Here is a 22654-nt window from a genome sequence, read left to right on the forward strand (position 1 = left end):
GCCCCGCCCGCAGCTCCGGCGCCGTCGGCGGCAAGCCCGCAGACCACCTATTCGAGCGGTGACAGCGAAAAGGGCGGCGGCATGGGCTGGCTGGGCTGGCTGGGCTGGCTTCTGCTGGCGCTGGTTCTGGCGGCGCTGCTCTTCTTCGGGCTGCGCTATTGTTCGAAACAGGATGCGGCCGTTGCCCCGGCCGCGGACGAAGCGGCGATCAGCGAGACCGTCGCGCCCGCCGCGGGCACGGCGGGAACGGCAACCGCAGTCGCTATCCCCGAAGGCGCTGGCGTCGTCGCGGCGGATCGCGAGGGCAAGCCGATGCTGACGGTGTATTTCGACACCGGCAAATCGGACGTGTCGAATGATCTCACGACCGCGGCCTCGTCGGTGAAGGCCTATCTCGACAGCAACCCCGCCGCGACGCTGGCGGTGTCGGGCTATAACGACCCGACGGGCAATGCGGCGGCCAATGCCGAACTGTCGAAGAACCGCGCGCAGAGCGTCAAGGCGGCACTCGAGAAGCTCGGCATCGCGGCCGACAAGGTCGTGCTGGAAAAGCCGGCCGAGACGACGACGACCGGCACCGACAATTCGGCGGCGCGCCGGGTCGAGGTCACCGTGAAGGGCTGATCGTCGGTCCAACAGGAAAAAGAGAGCGGGGTCTGCGGGCCTCGCTTTTTTTATGCCGAGTCGCGACTCGCGGAGAAAATCGACCTGGATCGGACCATCGTGCCCGCGAGTCGGGTCGAATTTTGAATCCGAAAATGCTGCACTGCTGTTACAAAAATGCTGCACCGAATCCGCTTGTTGCTAATGCCGGACTTATCCACAATCGCAGGCGATCGATGGCGGCTTTTCGCGCATTTTTTGTTGGCGGGTCCAAAGCTTCATGTCAGCTTCAAATCATCGGACGACAGAGACGACAGACCACCGGGACATCAAGGGTAGTTGCAAGACTAGCCAGAAGAGAACGGACGGATTGGCGAGGAAATCGACCGATAGCCTGATCACGGAACGTAGCGATTCCCACGAGTTGATACGGACCCGATCGGGTACAGGAAATGCAGTCCATCGCTTGGACAGCGACTGCTTCGGCAGACGCAAGAAGAGATGATGAAGGGCTTTCCAGGTGCGGCCGGCCCCCGAAAGGGGGCCGACCAAACCGTCGCCGGATTGTTCCGGCGTGCGCCGCAACGCATCGTTTTGCGGGCTGCTGATCGCAAGAGAAGCGGACCGGGATGAAGTGAGGCGGAGTGCGTGGGGCAAAGCCGGATAGTGGGGGTTGGCAGCGATGTCGGCCCCCATTTCGTATGCGCGGCCGCCGGAATGTCCCGCATCATGGCCGCGCTCGTGCCGCAGGCCGCATTCCCATCTCATTTATTTTTGCACCTGTGACGTTCGTCACATCAGCGTCAAACGCTGCTGCTTAGTGGCGCCTTGCGACCCGGAGACGTTCCCGATCAGGAACCGATCCCACTTTCCCGGCCGAGCCCACGCGGGCCGGCCGGGAACCTTTCGCTCCCGACCCGCATTCTTTCATTGTCGTTGAAACGATGTCCGGGCGCGACCGGACGTTCGCATGATCGCCGGGCATCGGCGCTCGCCCGGCCGGTTCAGGGAAGGGAAAATCATGGGTCTGATCATCACGTTGATCGTCGGCGGTATCATTGGCTGGCTGGCGAGTATCGTCATGCGCACCGACGCGCAGCAGGGCATTATCCTGAATGTCGTCGTCGGGATCGTTGGCGCGTTCCTCGGCAATTTCCTCGGCAGCTTTTTCGGCATGGGCGTAAGCCTCGACACCTTCAGCCCGATCGGGCTGCTGTGGGCCTTCATCGGCGCGGTGGTGCTGCTCGGTATCATCAACCTGGTACGGCGCGGCAGCGTCCGCTGAACGGCGTGGCGGCGGGCGTGATCGCGCCGCCGCCATTCTGCTAGGCGATATCAAATATTTGGGTTACCAATGCGACGCCTGCAATGTCAGGCGGCATCACCGATCGTAGGGGGTCATCTCATGCTTACTTTCATTATTGCGGTTGTCATTGGCGGCGTTATCGGCTGGCTGGCCAGCATTGTGATGAAGACCGACGCCCAGCAGGGCATTTTTCTGAACATTGTCGTTGGCGCCATCGGTTCCTTTCTCGGCCGCTTGCTCTTCGGCAGCTTCCTTGGCGGCGGTCGCCTGCGCGATAATCCGTGGGATCCGATGACTCTGCTCGCGGCGTTTCTCGGCGCGGTGATCCTGCTCGGGATCATCAATCTCGTGCGGCGCGGCCGGGTCCGCTGACCGCCTGCCAATAACGGTCGGTCGTTCGGACCGGCCGGAAGAAAAGGGTGGCCGCCGCAAGGCGCGCCGCCCTTTTTCATGGCGGTAACCACTGGAAATTGCACGAAGACAAGCCTATGAGCCATGATCCGGGGCGCAGGGGGGATGGCGAAGTTTCGCCTCTTGCCAGTGGTGATTTAATTAGGTAATACACCTCGCAGTGGATTGATCCTGTTGTGCGGGGTTGAGGGGACAGGCGTGCTTGCGCCTGCCGCAGCATGATGCCGCGCAAGGCAGGGAGGGTTTTCGGCGTGAACTACGAGCGGAAAGTGGATGTGATGGACAGCCTCGCGGGTACGCAAAGCTTTTATGAAGAGACGGACGGACGTCGCAACCGGACGCGGCTGATCGTCGCGCTGGTGCTGATCGCACTCGCGCTCGCCGCGACATGGTACGCCTTCAGCTCGAGCAAGGGCGGCGCTGCGGGTGGCGAGGGCGCTGCGGGCGGGGCCGACGCGGCCAGCATTCCCAACATCACCGTCGTCATCCCCGGCCGGCAGTCGGTCGAAGCGACGATTTCGACCAACGGCACGATCGCGGCGCGCCGCGAAATGCCCGTCGGGGTTGCCGGCGAGGGCGGCCAGGTCGTGCGCGTGCTTGTCGAGCCCGGTCAGTGGGTCAATGCCGGCCAGCCGCTCGCCATCATCGATCGCTCGGTCCAGGCGCAGCAGGCGGCCAGCCTCGCCGCTTCGATCCGCGTTGCGCAGGCCGATGCCGACCTGGCGCAAGCCGAACTCACGCGCGCCGCCGCGCTGGTGTCGCGCGGCTTCATTTCGAAAGCCGACATGGACCGCAAGCGCGCGACCCGCGACGCGGCCAGCGCGCGCGTCCGCGTCGCGCAGGCGCAATATGCCGAAGCGCAGGCGCGCAACGGCCGCCTCAACATCGTCGCCCCGGCCGCCGGACTGGTGCTGACGCGCGAGGTCGAGACGGGCCAGATCGTCGGCGCGGGCAGCGGCGTGCTGTTCCGCATGGCGCGTGGCGGCGAGATGGAAATGATGGCGCAGATGGCCGAGGCCGATTTGCAGCGTGTCCGCGTCGGCACCCGCGCGACGGTGAACCCCGTCGGCACCAATGTGCAGGTCGCGGGTCAGGTGTGGCAGGTGTCGCCGGTCGTCAATCCCGACACGCGGCAAGGCATGGTCCGCATTGCGGTTCCCTATAGTCCGGCGCTCCGTCCCGGCGGCTTCGCCGACGCGCGGCTCGTGTCGGGCACCGAAGAAGCGCCGATGCTTCCCGAAAGCGCCGTGCAGAGTGGTCCCGAAGGCAATTTCGTGCTGGTCGTCGACAACAAGAACCAGATCCAGCGCCGCGTGGTCAAGGTCGGCACCGTGACCGACGACGGTGTGTCGATCGCGTCGGGGCTCACCGGCAACGAACGCGTCGTCGTGCTCGCGGGCGCCTTCCTCAACGTCGGCGACAAGGTGAAGCCGGTCGTGCAGAAATCGTCGCAGTAACCATTTCGGGCCGTACCCGCACAAAGGCGTCTGAATCATGAGCTTTCGCAACATCTCCGCCTGGTGCATCCGCAATCCGGTGCCGCCGGTCGTCCTGTTCGTGCTGCTGCTGCTCGCGGGCCTCGTCAGCTTCAACCGGATGGATGTGAACGACAATCCGGACATTGAATTCCCCGCGGTGCAGGTCATCGTCGCGCAGCCGGGCGCGGCCCCGACCGAGCTGGAAACGCAGGTGACGCAGCGCGTCGAGGCGGCGGTTCGCGGGGTCAGCGGCGTCGACGAAATGTCCTCCTATGTCGGTGAAGGCAACAGCCGGACGATGGTGCAGTTCGCGATCGGCACGCCGATCGACCGCGCCTATAACGACGTCAACCAGGCGGTTCAGCAGATCCGCAGCGACCTGCCCGACGGCATCCTCGAACCGCAGGTCGTGCGCGTCGACATCGCCGGCGGGCCGATCACCTATTTCGCGGTCGAGGCGTCGGACATGACGCTCGAGCAGTTGTCGTGGTTCGTCGACAACAGCGTCGCCAAGGAACTGCTGTCGATCCCCGGCATGAGCCAGGTTCGCCGCTCGGGCGGCGTCGACCGCGAGATTCGCGTCATCCTCGATCCCGCACGCATGCAAAGCTATGGCCTTACCGCCAGTCAAGTGAACCAGCAGCTTCGCCAGACCAACGTCAACGCGGCGGGCGGGCGCACCGAAATCGCGGGCAGCGAACAGGCGGTGCGCGTGCTCGGCAACGCCGCCAACGCCTTCGATCTCGGTGAAACGCGCCTTTCGATCGGCAACGGCCGCACCATTCGCCTCTCCGACGTCGCGAAGGTTACCGACGGCTATGCCGAACAGCGCAACCTCGCGAAAATCCGCGGGCGCCAGGTGCTCAGCTTCTCGATCGAAAAGGCCAAGGGCGCGTCGGACGTCACGATCCATGACGAAACGATGAAGAAGCTCGAGCAGATCAAGAAGAACAACCCCAAGGTCGACTTCAAGATCCTCTTCACCCGCACCGAATATACCAAGGAACAATATCGCAGCTCGATGGCCGCGATGATCGAGGGCGCGATCCTCGCTGTCATCGTCGTGTTCCTCTTCCTGCGCGACTGGCGCGCGACGCTGATCAGCGCGCTGGCGATCCCGCTCTCGGCGATCCCGACCTTCTGGTTCATGGACATGATGGGATTTTCGCTGAACGGGCTTTCCCTGTTGGCGTTGAGCCTGGTGGCGGGCGTGCTCGTCGACGATGCGATCGTCGAGATCGAAAATATCGTCCGGCATATGCGCATGGGCAAGACCGCCTATCAGGCGTCGATCGACGCCGCCGACGAGATTGGCCTTGCGGTCGTCGCGACGACGATGTCGATCGTCGCGGTCTTCCTGCCCGTCGCGCTGATGCCGGGCATTTCGGGCCAGTTCTTCATTCAGTTCGGCCTGACGGTCGTGTTCGCGGTGCTCGTCAGCCTCGCGGTCGCGCGCATGATCACGCCGATGATCTCCGCCTATTTCCTGTCGGCGCAGGGCGAGCAGGACCATGCCGCGGGGCCGTGGGTCGACCGTTATGAAAGGCTGCTCGGCTGGACGCTCGACAGCAGCAAGCAGCGGGCGGTGCGTGCGCGTTACGAAGCAGTGCCGACGAAGCTTGCCTATCTGGGCGTGCCGCTCGTACTCGCCGGCCTTTATGTGCTCTTTGCCGTCTTCAGCTATTTCCAGCCGGTTCCGGCGGGGCAGGACGGCCCCAATCCGGCGATGTATTTCCTGCTGCAAACGCCGTTCACCGCCATCTCCGTTTTTCTCGGGACCAGCCTGCTCGCGATCCTTCTCGGCACGCTCGCCTATGTCCTGGGGATGCGCCAATGGATATTCACCGGTTGGGCGCTATTCATGGTTCGGCGCTTTTGGGCGCGGCTGTTCGACCATCGGGTGTGGATCGTCGGCATCGGAGCTGGCGCGTTCGCCCTCAGCATCGTCTTGTTCATGGTCCTGCCGCAGCAGTTCCAGCCGACGATCAACAGCGACTATAGCCAGGTTCGCTATGAACTGCCGCCGGGGTCGACGCTGGCGCAAAGCGAAACCATCGTGCGGCAGATCGGCGATATCCTCGACAACAACCCGGTTGTCGAAACCGCCTTCTACGACGTCAATGTCGGCGGCGGGAATGCCTTCATCACGCTCAAGAAAGACCGTCCGACAACCAGCGTCGAATGGGAACGTAGCCTTCAGCCGAAGCTCGCGGCGATCCCCGATGCGCGCGTGACGTTCCAGAGCCAGTCGGGCGGCTTTTCGGGCCGCGACATCACGATGGTCATCGGCGGCGACGATCCGGTCGCGCTCGAAAAACATGCGCGCCTGATCGTCGAGCAGATGGACAAGGTGAAGGAACTGCGCGCGGCGCGGGTCGAGGGCGATATCCCGCGCCCCGAAATCATCGTCAACCCGCGGATGGATCTGGCCGCCGAACTGGGCGTGACGACCGCTTCGCTCAGTCAGACGATCCGCATCGCGACGCTGGGCGACATCGACCAGAATGCGGCAAAATTCTCGCTGTCCGATCGCCAGATCCCGATCCGGGTGCTCTTGTCCGAAGATTCGCGCCGCAGCCTTGCGACGATCGAAAATCTGCCGGTGCCGACATCGCGCGGGACCACGGTGCCGCTGAAATCGGTGGCCGAAATCGGCTTTGGCGCGGGGCCGACCGAATTGCGCCGGTACAACCAGACGCGGCGCATCGTGATCGGGGCCGACCTGGCGCCCGGCCTCGTCACCGGCGAAGCGCAGAAAAAGATCGACGCGCTGCCCGCGGTCAAGAATATGCCGCAGGGGATTCGCAAGGTCGTCCAAGGCGACGCCAAGTGGCAGGCCGAACTGATCATGAACTTCATGATCGCGGTCGTGTCGGGGCTGATGCTCGTCCTTTCGACGCTGGTGCTCCTCTATCGCCGTTTCCTGTCGCCGCTGGTCAATATGTCGTCGCTGTTGCTCGCGCCGCTTGGCGGCCTGCTCGGCCTCGCGATCACGGGCATGGAAATCTCGATGCCCGTCTATATCGGCTTGCTCATGCTGCTCGGTATTGTTGCGAAAAACTCGATCCTGCTCGTCGATTTCGCGATCGAGGAGATGGATCATGGTGTCGGCAAGATGGAGGCGCTGCTCGATGCCGGGCGCAAGCGCGCGCAACCGATCGTCATGACGACGGTCGCGATGGTCGCGGGCATGGTGCCGACCGCGATTTCGTTGTCGGGTGACGGGGCGTGGCGCGCGCCGATGGGCGTCGTCGTGATCGGCGGCCTGATCCTGTCGACGCTGCTGACGCTGTTGATCGTTCCCGCGGGCTTCAGCCTTGCCGACAGCATCGAAAAGCGCCTCGGCCGCTTCTTCTCGAGCAACTTGCTGACCTATCGCAAGGGCGACGATACCAAGCCGCACGGGGCGCCCGCGCCCGAACCGGCGGAGTGATGGGGGCGGGCCGGCGCGGTAAGCGACTGCGCCGGTTGCAACCTTTCCGGCATTTCGCCATTTGGTTCGCATGACCGACCGCACGCTCTCCCGGCCGATTGGCGTCGCCATTCCGGCGAGAGGATCGAATATCCGCGTCGTCGCGACGGGCCTGCTCGTCGTCATGGCGTTCATTTTCCTCGGCGCGAAATATTATCAGGACGTCCATCCCGCCGTCGGCTTCGTCCGCGCCTTTGCCGAGGCGGCGATGGTTGGCGGGCTGGCCGACTGGTTCGCGGTGACCGCGCTGTTCCGCCATCCGATGGGCCTGCCGATCCCGCATACGGCCATCATCCCGCGCAACAAGAACCGCATCGGCGACACGCTCGCGCGCTTCCTGCTCAACAATTTCCTGCTGCCGCGGTTGATCGCGCGCAAGATGCAGACGGTCGACGTCGCGGGCGCGGTCGGCAAATTCCTGTCCGAACCGGGCGAGGGTGGCGGGCGGCTGCGGCTCGGCGCGTCGCGGATCATCGCCGACGGTTTGGGCGCGCTCGACCAGCAGCGGCTGGGCGGGATCGTCAAATCGGCGATAGCCGACCGGCTGCGTGAGCTCGATGTCGCGCCGCTGCTCGGGCAGGCGCTCCAGGCTGCGCTCGCCGAGGGGCGGCATCAACCCCTCTTGGATGCGATGGTCAAATGGGGGTCGAAGACGCTCGAACTCAACGAGCATCTGATCCACCAGATGGTGCACGACAATAGTAACGCGATCGTGCGTTTCACCGGGCTCGACGAGAGCATCTCGAACCGCATCGTCGCGGGGCTGTCGAAGCTGCTCAGCGAAATGGCGGTCGACGAAACGCACCCCTTGCGCATCCGCGTCGAGGAAGGGCTCGCCAAAATGGCGCTCGACCTGCAGCACGATCCCGAGGTGAAGGCCAAAGTTGCGAAGGTCCGCGACGAGCTGCTCGAAAACAAGGCGGTGAAACGCTGGCTCGACGGCCTTTGGGAACAGGGCCGCACCGCGCTGCTCAAGGCCGCGCGCAACCCCGACACGATGCTCGCGGGCCGCATCGGCGAACTCGTCACCCAGTTTGGTGCGATGCTGGGCGAGGATGCGGCGATCAAGCGCACGCTCAACCGCTATGCGCGCCGCGCTGTCGTCGGCATGGTCGACAGTTATGGCGAAACCGCGCTCAGGCTGGTGTCGGACACGATCCGCGGCTGGGATGCGAAGACGATCACCGACCGGCTGGAAAATGCCGTCGGTGACGACCTGCAATATATTCGCATCAACGGGACGCTCGTCGGCGGCTTGGTCGGGGTGCTGATCCATGCGGTGGATGTGGCGTTATAAACCGTCGCCCCCGCGAAGGCGGGGGCCGCTGGCAATCTTGCGCTACACCGATAGCGGCCCCCGCCTTCGCAGGGGCGACGGTAATTGGCAAGCGGCCAGCCCCTCGCGAAACGTCGGATAGCGCGGCGTCCAGCCGAGCAGCCGTTTCGCCCTTCCATTCGCAACACGGCGATTCTCGGCGTAGAAAGCCCGCGCCGCTGGCGACAGGCCCGCTTCGCCCAGCGATTGCAGCGGCGGCAACGGCACACCCAGCATCGCGCAGCCCCATTCGACGAGCCGGTTCTGATGGCACGGCTCGTCGTCGGCGAGATTATAGGCGCCCGCCGGCCGCCTGAACGACGCGATGACCCCGCCCGCGATGTCGTCGACATGTACGCGGCTGAAAACCTGCCCCGGCAAGTCTATCCGATGCGTCCGGCCTTCGGCGATGCGATCGAGGATCGAGCGGCCGGGGCCGTAAATGCCGGGCAGGCGGAAGACGCGGACGTCGCTGCGGAGCGCCTGCCATGCGAGGTCGGCCGCGTTGCGGTCGGGACGACGGCCCCGGATGGGCGCGCTTTCATCGACCCACGCGCCGCCGGTGTCGCCATAAACGCCGGTCGACGACAGATAGCCGATCCAGCTTGCGGGGGCGAGGGCAATGGCGCCGCCATAGCGCGCGAGCACCGGGTCGGCGCCCTCGACTGGCGGCACCGACGACAATATGTGCGTCGCGCTGCGCAACGCGCCGAGCACCGCCGCCTCGTCGGCAAAGGCGATACTGCCCTCGCGCCCGTCCTGCGTCGTCCCGGTCACCTCCCAACCGCGCGCGCGAAGCCGCCCCGCGAGATGACTCGCGGCATAACCCATTCCGAAAATCAGCATCTGTCCCATGGCGCCCTTATTGCGCGCCCGCGGCGCCGCGCCTAGATCGCTTATCATGACCGATGCCTCCTCAACCCCCGCCATTCCCGTCACCATCCATCGCGCCGACTATCGCGTTCCCGACTGGCAGGTTCCCGACATCGCGCTCGACTTCGCGCTCGGGATCGACGCGACGAAGGTCGGCGCGGCGCTGTCGGTCGTGCGCCAGGCCGATGCGCCGGTGCCGCTCACGCTGCGCGGTGACGGGCTGACCCCGGCGGCGGTGCGCGTCGATGGCGAGGTGTGGAACGACTGGCGGATGGACGGCAGCGACCTGATCGTCGATCTGGGTGAACGCACCGCCGCGACGGTCGAGGTCGACACCGTGATCGACCCCGCATCGAACACGCAACTTTCGGGGCTTTATGCGTCGGGCGGGCTGCTCTGCACCCAGTGTGAGGCCGAAGGCTTCCGCCGCATCACCTTCCATCCCGACCGCCCCGACGTGCTCAGCCGTTACAAGGTGCGGATGCAGGGCGACAAGGCCGCGTTCCCGATCCTGTTGTCGAACGGCAATTGCGTCGAGCAGGGCGACGAGGGGAACGATCATTGGGCGCTGTGGGAAGATCCGTGGCCGAAGCCCTCCTATCTCTTCGCGCTCGTCGCGGGCGACCTCGTCGTCAATAAGGACAGCTTCACGACGATGTCGGGGCGCGAGGTGGAACTCGGCATCTGGGTGCGGGGCGGCGATCAGGATCGCACCGGCCACGCGATGCAGGCGCTCAAAGACAGCATGAAATGGGATGAGGAGGTCTATGGCCGCGAGTACGACCTCGACCTGTTCAACATCGTCGCGGTCAGCGATTTCAACATGGGGGCGATGGAGAACAAGGGTCTCAACATCTTCAACACCCGCTACATCCTCGCCGACCCCGACACCGCGACCGACGTCGATTATGACGGGGTCGAGGGCGTCGTCGCGCATGAATATTTCCATAACTGGTCGGGCAATCGCGTCACCTGCCGCGACTGGTTCCAGCTCAGCCTGAAGGAAGGCTTCACCGTCTTTCGCGACCAGAATTTCTCCGCCGATATGGGATCGCCGGCGGTCAAGCGGATCGAAGATGTCCGCCTGCTCCGTGCGGCGCAATTCCCCGAGGACGCTGGGCCGCTCGCGCACCCGATCCGCCCCGACAGCTTCCAGGAAATCTCGAACTTCTACACCGCGACCATCTATAACAAGGGTGCCGAGATCATCCGCATGATGGCGACGATGGTCGGCCCCGAACGTTTCCGCAAAGGCACCGACCTCTATTTCGACCGCCACGATGGCGAGGCCGCGACGTGCGAGGATTTCGTCAAGGCGATCGAGGAAGGCGCGGGCATCGACCTGACCCAGTTCCGCCGCTGGTACGAGCAGGCGGGGACGCCGCGCATCAAGGCGCGGATCGGCACCGACGCGGCGACGGGCGAGCGCACGCTCCATCTGACGCAAACTGTCCCGCCGACGCCGGGCCAGCCCGACAAGCAGCCGATGCTGATCCCGCTCCGTTTCAAGGCCTATGATCTTGATGGCGGCCGTGGCGAGGAAGCGGAGCAACTTGTGCTGCTCGACCGGGCCGAAATGGCGGTGCCGCTTGGCCGCTATCGCAGCCGGCCGATGCTTTCGATCAACCGTGGTTTCTCGGCGCCGGTGATCGTCGATTTCACACGCGAAGAGGGCGAGCTTGCGTGGCTCGCCGCGCACGACGACGATCCGTTCGCGCGCTATGAAGCGCTGCAACAACTAATGCTCGACACGCTCGTCGCGGCGGTCTCGGGCAAGGCGGCCGACAATGGCGCGGTGGTCGAGGCCGTGGCACAGACGCTTGCAGGCCGCGATGGCGACCCCGCCTTCGTCGCCGAGGCGGTGCTGCTGCCCAGCGAAGCCTTCATCGGCGACCAGATGGTCACGGTCGATCCCGATGCGATCCGCCGTGAACGGCTCGCTTTGCAGGCGGCGATCGGCATCGCGCTCGAAACGGAATGGCGCGCGATCCTTGCAGGCAGCGCCCCGCTCGCGACCGATCTGTCGAGCAAGGCCAAGGGCGGCCGCCGCCTGCGCGGCGTCGCGCTCGCCTATCTCGCCGCAACGGGGATCGACGATGCCCCGGCGCTCGCCTTCCGCATCTTCTCCGACGCCGACGGCATGACCGAACGGCAGGCGGCGCTCGCGACCCTCGCGCATGGAGACAGCGACGAACGCGCCCATGCGCTCGACATCTTCTATCAACGCTATCGCGACAATCCGCTCGTGCTCGACAAATGGTTTCAGGTGCAGGCGTGGTCGATGCGCGGCGACACCGTCGATGCGGTGAAGGCGCTGGCGCAGCACCCCGACTTCACGCTCGCGAACCCGAACCGCGTGCGCTCGCTCTACGGCGCGCTGACGGGTAACCAGGCGGCGTTCCATCAGGCCGACGGCGCGGGGTACAAGCTGATCGCCGATCTCGTCATCGCGCTCGACCCGAAGAACCCGCAGACCGCGGCGAAGATGATCCCGCCGCTCGGCCGCTGGAAGCGTTTCGACGAGGGGCGGCAGGCGCTGATGAAGGCCGAGCTCGAGCGCATCCTCGCGCAGCCCGGCCTGTCGCGCGACGTCACCGAACAGGCGTCGAAAAGCTTGCTGGGGTGAGGACGGCATTGGGGCGGGGAATCGCCAAGACCTTCTTTCGTCATCCCGCGTTGGATCCGGAAACCGGTCGGCGCAAGGGCGGCGTGATATCCCAAAGTTCAGGAAAGTTCAGCCCTGTGCGGCGCCCGATTTGGATCTCGCGATGTGCTGGACGCGCGCGGTACGCCCTGCCGTGGCGGCACCCGCAAGCCGGACAGCGACCGCATTTATCCGCCAAATGAAAGAGCCGGGATGAAGGCTGGCACAGCCGGATAATGTAGGAAAGGCTTATTTGAAGCGATGTCGGCTATGAAGTGGTGAGCTGCCATTCCAAATAACCGTCGCCCCCGCGGAGGCGGGGGCGACGGATTATTATGGCCGCTTCTGGTCGAACCTTGGCATCTTAAGATATTCGCGCAGAGGCGCAGAGGCGCAGAGATCGCAGAGGGGAAGATTTTTCGTCTCTGCGATCTCTGCGCCTCTGCACGAATCCTTTTCAAAGCCGCCTAAGCGGCCATGGCCGCTTCCGCCCGCAACCGGCCCTCACGACCTCTGCTCAGGCCGTCGAAAACAGCTTGGTCCCGGCGACGCCGATGACGATCAGCGCCATGAAGCCGATCTGGACCGGATTCACTTTCTCGTCGAATAACAGAATGCCGCCGATGATGACCCCGACCGCGCCGAGGCCGGTCCAGATCGCATAGGCGGTTCCGGCCGAGATTCCGCGCATCGCGAACGCCAGCAACGCCATGTTCAAAAAGCTGAGCGAGACGGGCACGACCGATGCCTGCCAGGTTCCGAGCGTCGCGGCCCATTTCAGGCTGAGCGCCCAGATGATTTCGGTAACAACGGCGATCGCGAGGATGACCCACGCCATGGCATAGTCCTTTCAAGTCGGCGGGCTCGAAAGGAAAGGGCGCAGCCGGAAACCCGGAAGAGGCTGCGCGTTGACAGGTGGTGTGGAGCCGCGGCCCCTAGAGCGAACGGTTCGAAATGGCAACTCGATCGGGAGGTTCTTTTAGCCGCCCAGCCAGCCCGTAACCTCGACCGCGACCTTGTTCGCCGCGCGGGTCAGCGCCTCGCCGACAGGCTTCGCCTCGACCTTGCCGCCGATCGCCTCGCGCGCTTCGAAGCGGCGCTGCGTCACCGTCTTGCCGCCCGCCGACACCAGCATCGCCTGATAGACGACGACGACCTCGTTGGTCGCGGCGTCGACGCCGAATTCCATCAACTGCCCCGCGAGCTGTTCGCCCGGCGCGGTCAGATACTGCCCCTCGTCGAGCACGACGCGCGACGTGCGCGCCGACACGGTTTCGGACACCAACCGCTGGAACAGGCGCGAGGGTGCCTCGACCCATTGCGCGTCCTTGACATAGGTGACGCTCGATCCGTCCTGCTGCACCGGGATGCGCGTCGTGCGCAGCTTTTGCGGCGCGGTCGGGATCAGGATCGTCAGCGTCGCGGCTTCGGCCGCGGTGCGCGCGCCGCCCGCGGACGGCGCCGCGTCGGAGTCGAGCGTCAGCAGGAAGGGCGGTGTCTTGCCGCCGAGGCTGACACAGGCGGAGAGTGTCGCGGCGCCGGCAACGAGCAGCAGCGATGTACGGAGGCGGCGGAGCATTGGCATGGTCCTCATTTTTTATAGTCGGGCAGCTGGCTGCCGCCGAGAACCGCCCCGGCGCCCTGCTGATCGAGCTTGTCGGTCAGGCTGGACAGCGAGGCGGAGGTGCGGCGCAGATCGCGGATCAGCGCATTGGCTTCGGGAATCGTCGTTTCGCTGAACGTCTTGAGCCCGGGCCGCGCGTCGGAAATGGCCGACTCCAGCGTCGCCATCGAAGCGTTCGCGGACTTCAGCGTATCGCGCAGGTTCGCCATCGCCGGATCGACATTGCGGTCGATCGTACCCTGCGCCGATGCGGCGAGGTTGCCGATCTGCTCGGCCGCCACGCCCGTCTGCTGGATCGCGATGCGGGTGTCGGCAAGTGCCTTTTCGATCGCGGGGCCGTTGCGTGCGAGGATCGCCGTCGACGCCTCGACATTATTGAGGATGCCCCGGATGCTCGCCTGATTTTCGTCGTCGGCGAGTTCGGCTAGACGCTCGGTCAGCGTCGACAGCCGTTGGAGCAACTGGGGCGCGGTGTTGAGCAATTCGCCCAGCCCGCCGACGCGCGTCGGAATGACGGGCTTGCCCGCGGGCCCCTTGTCGGTGATCGCGGGCGCGCCCTTGACCGCGCCGTCGAGCGAGATTTGCGAGACGCCAGTGAAGCCGACCCCCTCGATCGCGGCGGTCGTGCCCTGCAGGACGGGGACGCCTTCATTCACCTCGATGCGGACGCGCACGAATTGCGGATCGTCGGGCCATAGCGCGATCTCGCGCACCTGACCCGAGGGGACGCCGGAGAATTGCACCGGGGCGCCCTTGTTCAGTCCATCGACCGACTGCTTGAAGAATATGTCATATTCGCGCTTATCGCCGCCGCTGTCGTTCGCCAGCCAGACGACGAAGAACGCGAGCGCCGCGGTGAAGAAGAGGACAAAAGCGCCGACGAGGACGTTGTTTGAGCGAGTTTCCATCAGCTGTTCCTATCGCGGCTTCGCGGTTTGGTTCCCGCTTGCCGCAGCACGGCCGCGTGGCCCGTTGAAATAATCCTGTATCCACGGATGCTCGGTGGCAAGCAGTTCCGGGATCGTGCCCACCGCGATCACCTTCTTCTCCGCCAATACCGCGACCCGGTCGCAGGTCGCATAGAGCGTGTCGAGGTCGTGGGTGATCAGGAAAACGGTGAGGCCCATCGTGTCGGCCAGCTCGCGAAGCAGTTCGTCGAACTTCGCCGCGCCGATCGGGTCGAGCCCCGCGGTCGGCTCGTCGAGAAAGAGCAGCGCCGGGTCGAGCGCGAGCGCGCGCGCGAGGCCGGCGCGCTTCACCATGCCGCCCGACAGTTCGGCCGGAAACTTGGGTCCCGCGTCGGACGGCAGGCCGACCATCTGGACCTTGTACGCCGCGATTTCGTCGAGCAGGCGCTGGTCGAGCCGCGGATAATATTCGCGCAGGGGAACCTGGATATTTTCGGCGACGCTCAGCGTCGAAAAGAGTGCGCCGCCCTGGAACATCACGCCCCAGCGCCGGCGCAGGTCGCGCGATTCCTCTTCGTTGGCGATCGTGTCGAGCGTCTTGCCATACACCTCGATTTCGCCCGCCGTCGGCGTCTGGAGCCCGATGATCGAGCGCATCAGCACCGATTTGCCGGTGCCCGATCCGCCGACGACGCCCAGGATCTCGCCCGAACGAACGTCGAGGTTCAGGTCTTCGTGAACCACGGCATCGCCGAACTGGTTCTTCAGCCCGCGGATGCAAATGGCCGTTTCGAACTTTTCGGGCCGCACCGCGTCGGCGGCGGCAAGCTCTTCCTTGATCTCCTGCTCGATCTCTTCGGCCATCAATTCCACCCCAGCGAAGAGAAGAAGACGGCGAACATCGCGTCGAGGACGATGACGAGGAAGATCGCGGCAACCACGGCCGAGGTCGTGCGCTGGCCGACCTCCTCGGCATTCTGGCGCACCTGCATGCCTTCGTAGCAGCCCGTGACGCCGATCAATATGCCGAACACCGGCGCCTTGATCAGCATGATGTAGAAATCGGTCATCGGGATGATTTCGCGCAGCCGCTGGATATAGGTCAGCGGCGGGATGTCGAGGCCGATCCAAACGAAGGCGCCGCCGCCTACGATCGCGCAAAGGCTGGCGTAGAAACCGAGCAGCGGCATGGTGATCGTCGACGCGGCGACGCGCGGCAAGACGATGGCTTCCATCGGCGATACGCCGATCGTGCGCATCGCGTCGATCTCTTCGGTCAGCTTCATCGTGCCGATCTGCGCGGCGAACGCCGATCCCGAGCGGCCCGCGACCATGATCGCGGTCATCAACAGGCCCAGCTCGCGGATCGAGGCGCGGCCGACGAGGTTGATCGTGAACACCTCCAGCCCGAATTGTTCGAGCTGCACCGCGCCCTGCTGCGCGATGACGATCCCGATCAGGAAACTCATCAGGCCGATGATCGGCAGGGCGTCGACGCCGACGGTCTGGAAGCGGGTGACGACAGCATTCCAGCGCAGGCGCCGACGCGCGCGAATCTGGGTGCCCAGCGCGACGATCATCGCGCCGAAAAAACCGACGATGCCCAGCAGCTCCTGCCAGATCGCGACGCTGGCATTGCCGACCTGTTCGAGCATCCGCGCCCACGCCGGGCGGCGGTCGCGGTGGACGCGATACTCGCTCTTGTCGCTGGCGAGGGCTTCGAGCAGGCGCTGCGCTTCCTCGCTCGCGCCAACAACCTTCGACCCATGTTCGTTGACGGTGCGTGTCACAATCCAGGCGCCGACGGTGTCGATGCGTTCGAGGTCCGACAAGTCGAGCGTCGCGATCGGACCTAGCGCATCGAGCCGCTCGGGAACGTCACCCAGACGCGCGAGCGTCAGACGGCCTGTGAAGCGAACTTCGGCGCCGTCGGCGCCGTCGCTATGTTCGAAATCCGCCCGGGCCACCATCGTGCGGGGGACATTGTCTTATTTGCCCCACGACGGCAAGCGAATCCATGGTTTGGCGAGCAGGCCTTGGCCGCCATGCCGGGCCGCACTATGGGTGAGCGATGGAAGACCCGCTCGCCACGCCGATCCCTGATTATGCGCACCGCGTTGCGATGTACGACATGGACCGGACGATAACGCGTTCAGGGACTTACAGCGGGTTCCTGATGCATGTCGCGCGGCGGCGCCAGCAATGGCGGCTCCTGCTGCTGCCGCTCGTCGGGCTCGCCGGCGCGGCCTATTCGCTGCGCCTGATCGACCGCTCGCGGCTGAAGGCGATCAACCTCCGGCTGCTCGTCGGCAAGCGGTTCCGCCGCACCGAAATCGCGCCGCTCGCCGAAAGCTATGCCGACAAGGTCGTCGCGCGCGGGCTGCACCCCGCGGCGCTCGAGCAGATCGCGGCCGACCGCGAGGCGGGGTATCGGCTGCTGCTCGCGACCGCGTCGTTCCACCTGTACGTCGATGCGATCGCACGACGGCTCGGGATCGACGATGTGCTCGCGACGCAGCTCGACGAACCCGACGGGGCGGACCATATCCATGCGCGGCTCGCGGGCGACAATTGTTATGGCGAGGCGAAGTTCGCGCGGATCGATGGCTGGATGGCCGCCAATGCGATTACGCGCGACGCGGCGCATATCCGCGCCTATTCGGACCATGTCTCCGACCATCCGATGCTGCATTTCGCCGACGAGGCGGTCGCGACCACGCCGTCGCGGGGGCTGAAGAAGCTCGCGCCGCAAATGGGCTGGCGGGTGGTCGACTGGCGCGCGCGTAGCTAGCCCTCCCCCTTGATGGTGGAGGGTTGGGTGGGGGTGAGGTCGCAGGCATCGGCTTACGCTGGCGACCTCACCCCCACCGCTGCGACTAGGCGATTACATCGCCAAGTCTCGCGCCTCCCCCATCAAGGGGGAGGGTTTAATCAAACCGCGTCCAGTGCCTGCGCGAAATCGGCGATCAGGTCGTCGGGGTCCTCGATGCCGATCGACACGCGCACCAGATTGTCGGTGATGCCGAGCGCCTTCTTGCGCTCGATGGGAACCGACAGGTGCGTCATCGCGGCGGGATGGCTCGCGAGCGTCTCGGTGCCGCCGAGGCTGACCGCAAGCTTGGCGATCTTCAGCGCGTCGAGGAAGCGAAAGCTTTCTTCCTCGCCGCCCTTGATGAACAGCGAGAAGGTCGATCCGGCGCCGGTGCAATGGCGGTCGAAAATATCCTTCTGGCGCGCGTCCTGAATGAAGCCGAGATAGCCGAGGCCGTCGACCTTCGGATGATCGCGGAGAAAGGTGCAGACCTTCAGCGCATTTTCGCCCGCGCGGGTCATGCGCAGTTCGAGCGTTTCGAGGCTGCGCAGCAGCATCCACGCGGTGTTGGGGTCGCAGATCGTGCCGATCGTGTTGCGCATCGGGCGGATGATGTTGAGCAGGCGCTGGTCGCCCGATACGCCGCCCGCGACGAGGTCCGAATGGCCGCCGGCATATTTGGTGAGGCTGTAGACGACGAGTTCGGCGCCCTGGCGGATCGGCTTTTGCCACAGCGGGCCGAGGAAGGTGTTGTCGATCGCGATCGGCGGCCGCTGCTCGCCCGGGAAAGCGGCGTCGCGCGCGCCGCGAACCGCCTCGACGTCGACCAGCGCGTTGGTCGGGTTCGCGGGGCTTTCGAGATAGACGAGCGCGACCTTGCCGCCCTTCTCGTCGGCGAGCGTCTGCGCACGTGCCAGAATGTCGTCGATCTCTTCGCGCGTCGCACCCGCGGGGAAATCGAGGAAGCTGACGCCGAAGCGCGACAGGATGCGCGCGATCAGCGTTTCGGTCGCGGCGTAGAGCGGACCCGAATGGACGATCACGTCATTCTGGCCGACGAGCGCGAGGAGCAGGGTCGCGATCGCCGACATGCCGCTCGAAAAGACGAGGCTGTCGTCGGCGCCGTCCCAGACCGCGAGCCGGTCCTCGAGGATTTCCTGGTTCGGGCCGTTGAAACGCGAATAGACGAGGCCGTCGGCCGGGCCTTCGCGCTTGCCGGTGATATGTTCGAAGAAACGCTTGCCCGCCGCCGCGCTTTCGAACGCGAAGGTCGAGGTCAGGAAGATCGGCGGCTTCAGCGAACCTTCGGAGAGCACGGGGTCATAGCCGAGTCCCATCATCAACGTGGCGGGGCTGAGGTCGCGATCGCCGATTTTCCTTGTGTTGTTCTTGGGTTTGCCGCGCATGGCCATGGGGATGCTCCTTGAGGTGTTGGCGCCCTGTATAGCACGCAGGTTTCGTTTGAAACTATATTGCGCGGGATCATCGGATCATCGCGATGATCCAGATCACCCCGATCAAAAGCGGAACGCCGATAATGTCGAGTGCGAAGCCCGCCTTCAATATGCGCGGTAGCGCGATATGACCCGTTGCCCACGCAAGCGCGTTCGGCCCAGTTCCCGACGGCAGCATGAAACCCCAGCTCGCCGCCATCGCAACGGGAAGCGCAAGCAGGATCGGGTCGACGCCGGTCGCCGCGATCAGTGCCGCGAGCACGGGCATGATCCCGCTCGCGGTCGCGACGTTGCTCGCGAACTCGGTGATCAGGATGGTGAGCGCGACGATCGTCGTGGCGAGCAGGATCGTCGGCACGCTGCCGAGCGGTGCCAGCACCGCGCCGAGCCAGGCGGCGAGCCCGCTCGCGGTGATCGCGGCGGCGAGCGCGAGGCCGCCGCCGAACATCATGATGACGCCCCATGGCGCGCGGTCGGCTTCCTTCCAAAGCAGCAAGGGCCGGCCGGTGCCGTCGGGCAGGACAAAAAGCAGCAGGCTGCCGGCGACCGCGATGGTGCCGTCGGTGAGCGCGCCCTTGGGGAGCATCGGTTCGAGCCAGGGCTGCGCGATCCACGCGACGAGGACGATCAGGAAGATCGGGACGACCCGCCGTTCGGCGGCCGACCAGATCGCCTGGTTACCGAGCGCCGCCGCCGCCGCGGTGCCGTCGAACGGATGGTCGGCAAGCCGCTGGACGCGCGCGAGAATTCCCATGGCGATCGGGACCGACAGCAGCACGATCGGGACGCCGTAGAGCGCCCAGTCGAGGAAGGCGATGCGGAGACCCAGCGCCTTTTCGATCAGCGCCGCCGCGATCGCGTTGGTCGGGCTGCCGACCAGCGTGCCGAGCCCGCCGAGCGAGGCGGCGAAGGCGATTCCCATCATCACCGCGCCCGCGAAGCCATCGGTCTCGCCTTCCTGCACGCCGCCCGCGCGCACGACGGCGAGTGCGATCGGGATCATGATCAGCGCGGTCGAGGTGTTCGAAATGAACATGCTGAGCAGCGCGGTTGCGGTCATGAAGGCAAAGAGCAGGCCGCTTGCGGTCGGCGGGGCGCGTTTGAGCAGCGCAAGCGCCAAACGACGGTGCAGCCCGACGCGTTCGATCGCGAGCGCCAGAAAGGCGCCGCCGAGGATCAGGAAGAGGATCGGCGAATAATATTCCTTCGCGATCGCATTCGCATCCATCACGCCAAAGGCGGGCACGGTGAGGAAGGGCATGAGTGCGGTGACGGTGAGCGGCAGCGCCTCGGTCATCCACCAGATCGCCATCAATACGGTCAGCGCGGCGACGCGCCAGGCCGTGACCTCCATCCCCGCGGGCGCCGGGAGCAGAAGCATGATGCAAAAGACGACGAGCCCGCCGATCAATCCCAACCAGCGCGTGCGCGTCATCGGCCCCTTATCCTCCCGCCAGTCCGATCACCGACAATTGGCGGCCATAGGAATTTTCTCCTTTGTGGCACGCGCGGCGATAGCTGAAATAATCTTGGCGGTCGGCATAGGTGTCCTGTCCGCCGATGGCAATTCGCGTCACGCCAGCCGCGGCGAGCCGCGCCGCGACATAGGCGGCGATATCGAACATCGCATGGCCGGGCTTGCCCGCGGCGAAGAAGCGTTCGTTCGCGGGATCGTCGGCGACGAAGCGCTGCACGAAATTTTCATCGACCTCATAGGAGGCGCGCGCGATGCACGGGCCGATCGCGACCGCGATGTCGGCGCGCCTTGCGCCAAGGCTCTCCATCGCGTCCAGCGCGCTATCGGTGACGCCGGCAAGCGCCCCTTTCCATCCCGCGTGCGCCGCGCCGACGACGCCGGCGTCGCGGTCGGCAAACAGCACCGGGACGCAATCGGCGGTCAGGATGCCGAGCAATATGCCCGGCGTCCGCGTCGCGAGCGCGTCGGCTTCGGGCCGCGCGGCGAGGTCGGTTTCGTCATCGACGATGACGCAGCGATTGCCGTGAACCTGGTAGACGCCGGTCAGCGTCGCGCCCGGAAGCACCGCGTCGGTGACGCGCCGCCGGTTCTCCGCGATCAACGCCGGATCGTCGCCCGAACCGAGCCCGCAGTTGAGCGACGCGAGTTCGCCCGACGACACCCCGCCGCGGCGGCCGAAGAAGCCGTGCCGGGTGCCGTCGAGCGGCGCGGCGGTGACGAAGGGCGCGGTCACAGATCGAGCCTGAAGAAGCGGTCCTCGTCGATATGATTGCCGACGCGAAACGCGTTGCGGCCGACGTCATAGAAGCCGTAGCGGCGGTAAAAAGCCTGCGCGCGGTCATTCTCGGTGAAGACGGTGAGGTAGAGGATCGACGCGCGCTCGCGCGCCCAGGCGATGCCCCATTCCATCAGCGCGACGGCAACGCCCGTGCCCTTGGCGGCTTCGGCGACATAGAGCTGGTGCAGCTCGACGGCGTCGTCCGTCGGCTGATCGTCGGGCAGGTCGAAATCGACCGGACCCATCTTGATATAGCCGAGGATCGCACCCGCTTCGTCGCGCACCATTGCGATATCATGGTCATCGCTCGCGATCTGCGCGCGAACGCGGTCGGGCGGATTCCACTCCGCCAGGAAGGTCGCGAGGTCGGCGGGGTCATAGATGGTGCCGAAAGTGTGGGTGAACGATCCGTTGGCAAAGGCGGCGATGGCCTCGGCGTCTCCGGTTTTTGCCAGTTCGATGGTGGTCATGCGGCGTCTCCTTTGAATCCTGTGGGGGTGGGCCAGCCCGGTGCGGTACAGGCCATCACCTTGAACAAATCGCCCATCGCGCGCGGTTCGACGAGCCGGTCGCGCTGGCTCTTCAATTCCTCGGCGCGGTTCGGCGCGGCGGCGGCGAGCGATTGCAACCGCGCGTCGATGCCGAGCCGTCGCAGCCACGCGCCTTGCGTCGCCAGCGCGCTGACGGACCCGCCCGCGCCATTCGCGACTTCGGCGAGCGCCGTGAAATCGACATGCGCGGTCAGGTCGACCTCGCCCGGTTCGGCGAAGGGGTCGACGAACCGGTGCGCCTTTACCGCCTGCAACGTGTCGCCAGCGGCGGGGCCGGCATAACCATAATCGATGACGAGCATCGCGCCGCCCTGGCGCGCGAGGCGAAAGGCGCAGCGCTGCATGATCGCCGCCGAGACGGGCGTCGTTTCGACGATCGTGCCCTCGGGCTGGCTTTGCAGCGAAGCCGGAATGGCGTCGTCGGCCGGAATCTCGCCCACGGCGGGTGCCAATACGCCATCGCGGCGTTCGACCATGCGCTCGCGCCAGCCATCGGCGACGCGGACATATTGATGGATCGGCAGCGCGTCGAAAAATTCGTTCGCGACGATGAGCAGCGGCGCGTCGTCGGGCAGCGCGTCGACCTCGTCATGATGTTCGGCCGCGGGCAGGCGCGCGCGTTGCGCCGCGCGAAGCGTCGGACTCGTCTCGACCAGATGGATGCCGGCCGGCGCGCAGCCGAAACGCGCGATGGTGCGCAGCGCGTCGGCGGCGAGCGTCCCGCGACCGGGGCCAAGCTCGACATAGCGAAACGCCGGGTTGCCCGCCCGCTGCCACAGGTCGGCGATCCAGACGCCGACCATCTCGCCGAACATCTGGCTGATTTCGGGCGCGGTGGTGAAATCGCCCGCGGCGCCGAGCGGGTCGCGCGTCGCATAATAATGGCTGTTGGCCGCCGCCATATAGTCGGCGATCGTCGCCGGCCGCGCCGCCGCGATTTCGCTTATC

General features: G+C 65.6%; 19 protein-coding genes. 8 read left to right on the plus strand and 11 right to left on the minus strand.

Annotation, left to right across the window (positions count from 1 at the left end; all coding sequences use genetic code 11):
- The 6 genes from VJ811_RS14990 to VJ811_RS15015 form a co-directional block, all read left to right on the plus strand.
- Positions 1-624: OmpA family protein (locus tag VJ811_RS14990; protein ID WP_324073763.1), on the plus strand; the 624-nt coding region annotated here is incomplete at its 5' end.
- 1000 nt (positions 625-1624) lie between these two features.
- Positions 1625-1888 carry a GlsB/YeaQ/YmgE family stress response membrane protein gene (locus VJ811_RS14995; protein WP_324073764.1) on the plus strand — a complete coding sequence of 88 codons (264 nt, stop codon included), beginning with the start codon at positions 1625-1627 and terminating at the stop codon, positions 1886-1888.
- 120 nt (positions 1889-2008) lie between these two features.
- Entirely contained in the window at positions 2009-2281 is a 273-nt protein-coding gene (locus tag VJ811_RS15000; protein WP_324073794.1) for a GlsB/YeaQ/YmgE family stress response membrane protein, read from the plus strand.
- A gap of 290 nt (positions 2282-2571) precedes the next feature.
- Positions 2572-3777 carry an efflux RND transporter periplasmic adaptor subunit gene (locus tag VJ811_RS15005; RefSeq protein ID WP_414711955.1) on the plus strand — a complete coding sequence of 402 codons (1206 nt, stop codon included), beginning with the start codon at positions 2572-2574 and terminating at the stop codon, positions 3775-3777.
- A 37-nt stretch (positions 3778-3814) separates the two neighbouring features.
- Positions 3815-7231: an efflux RND transporter permease subunit gene (locus tag VJ811_RS15010; RefSeq protein ID WP_324073766.1), complete on the plus strand. Its 3417-nt coding sequence runs from the start codon at positions 3815-3817 to the stop codon at positions 7229-7231.
- A gap of 70 nt (positions 7232-7301) precedes the next feature.
- A complete protein-coding gene (locus tag VJ811_RS15015) occupies positions 7302-8567 on the plus strand; it encodes a DUF445 domain-containing protein (RefSeq protein ID WP_324073768.1) in 1266 nt (421 codons plus the stop codon).
- A 42-nt stretch (positions 8568-8609) separates the two neighbouring features.
- Here the strand turns inward: VJ811_RS15015 and VJ811_RS15020 are convergent, their stop codons facing one another.
- Entirely contained in the window at positions 8610-9440 is an 831-nt protein-coding gene (locus tag VJ811_RS15020) for an SDR family NAD(P)-dependent oxidoreductase (protein ID WP_324073798.1), read from the minus strand.
- 46 nt (positions 9441-9486) lie between these two features.
- On the opposite strand from VJ811_RS15020, the gene pepN reads away from it, so the two are divergent.
- Positions 9487-12084 (plus strand): aminopeptidase N, encoded by a 2598-nt coding sequence (gene pepN / locus VJ811_RS15025; RefSeq protein ID WP_324073770.1) that lies wholly within the window; start codon positions 9487-9489, stop codon positions 12082-12084.
- Between the two features lie 535 nt (positions 12085-12619).
- Here pepN and VJ811_RS15030 read toward each other — a convergent pair.
- The 5 genes from VJ811_RS15030 to VJ811_RS15050 form a co-directional block, all read right to left on the minus strand.
- The gene (locus VJ811_RS15030) at positions 12620-12940 is read right to left on the minus strand and encodes a multidrug efflux SMR transporter (RefSeq protein ID WP_324073772.1); all 321 of its coding nucleotides are present in this window, start codon (positions 12938-12940) and stop codon (positions 12620-12622) included.
- Positions 12941-13081: 141 nt separating this feature from the next.
- Positions 13082-13681, minus strand: a complete 600-nt coding sequence (locus VJ811_RS15035; protein ID WP_324073774.1) for an ABC-type transport auxiliary lipoprotein family protein — start codon at positions 13679-13681, stop codon at positions 13082-13084.
- Between the two features lie 11 nt (positions 13682-13692).
- Positions 13693-14634, minus strand: coding sequence for an MlaD family protein (locus tag VJ811_RS15040; RefSeq protein WP_324073776.1), 942 nt, complete (start codon positions 14632-14634; stop codon positions 13693-13695).
- Positions 14635-14643: 9 nt separating this feature from the next.
- Positions 14644-15498 (minus strand): ABC transporter ATP-binding protein, encoded by an 855-nt coding sequence (locus VJ811_RS15045; RefSeq protein ID WP_324073778.1) that lies wholly within the window; start codon positions 15496-15498, stop codon positions 14644-14646.
- Positions 15498-16604: an ABC transporter permease gene (locus tag VJ811_RS15050; RefSeq protein ID WP_324073780.1), complete on the minus strand. Its 1107-nt coding sequence runs from the start codon at positions 16602-16604 to the stop codon at positions 15498-15500. The genes VJ811_RS15045 and VJ811_RS15050 overlap by 1 nt, the downstream gene beginning before the upstream one ends.
- A 101-nt stretch (positions 16605-16705) precedes the next feature.
- Between VJ811_RS15050 and VJ811_RS15055 the strand changes: the two genes are divergently transcribed.
- The gene (locus tag VJ811_RS15055; RefSeq protein ID WP_324073781.1) at positions 16706-17425 is read left to right on the plus strand and encodes an HAD-IB family hydrolase; all 720 of its coding nucleotides are present in this window, start codon (positions 16706-16708) and stop codon (positions 17423-17425) included.
- A gap of 140 nt (positions 17426-17565) precedes the next feature.
- Here the strand turns inward: VJ811_RS15055 and VJ811_RS15060 are convergent, their stop codons facing one another.
- The 5 genes from VJ811_RS15060 to VJ811_RS15080 form a co-directional block, all read right to left on the minus strand.
- Entirely contained in the window at positions 17566-18858 is a 1293-nt protein-coding gene (locus VJ811_RS15060) for a cystathionine gamma-synthase family protein (RefSeq protein WP_324073783.1), read from the minus strand.
- Positions 18859-18928: 70 nt separating this feature from the next.
- Positions 18929-20335, minus strand: a complete 1407-nt coding sequence (locus VJ811_RS15065) for a DASS family sodium-coupled anion symporter (protein ID WP_324073786.1) — start codon at positions 20333-20335, stop codon at positions 18929-18931.
- 7 nt (positions 20336-20342) lie between these two features.
- Entirely contained in the window at positions 20343-21110 is a 768-nt protein-coding gene (gene pgeF / locus VJ811_RS15070; RefSeq protein WP_324073788.1) for a peptidoglycan editing factor PgeF, read from the minus strand.
- Complete coding sequence (locus VJ811_RS15075; protein WP_324073791.1) at positions 21107-21625, minus strand: GNAT family N-acetyltransferase; 519 nt, start codon at positions 21623-21625, stop codon at positions 21107-21109. Before VJ811_RS15075 ends, pgeF begins: the two co-directional genes overlap by 4 nt.
- Positions 21622-22653: a class I SAM-dependent methyltransferase gene (locus tag VJ811_RS15080; protein WP_324073792.1), complete on the minus strand. Its 1032-nt coding sequence runs from the start codon at positions 22651-22653 to the stop codon at positions 21622-21624. The genes VJ811_RS15075 and VJ811_RS15080 overlap by 4 nt, the downstream gene beginning before the upstream one ends.
- Between the last annotated feature and the right edge of the window lies 1 nt (position 22654).

This window comes from Sphingopyxis sp., from assembly GCF_035250425.1.
Taxonomy (GTDB): Bacteria; Pseudomonadota; Alphaproteobacteria; order Sphingomonadales; family Sphingomonadaceae; genus Sphingopyxis.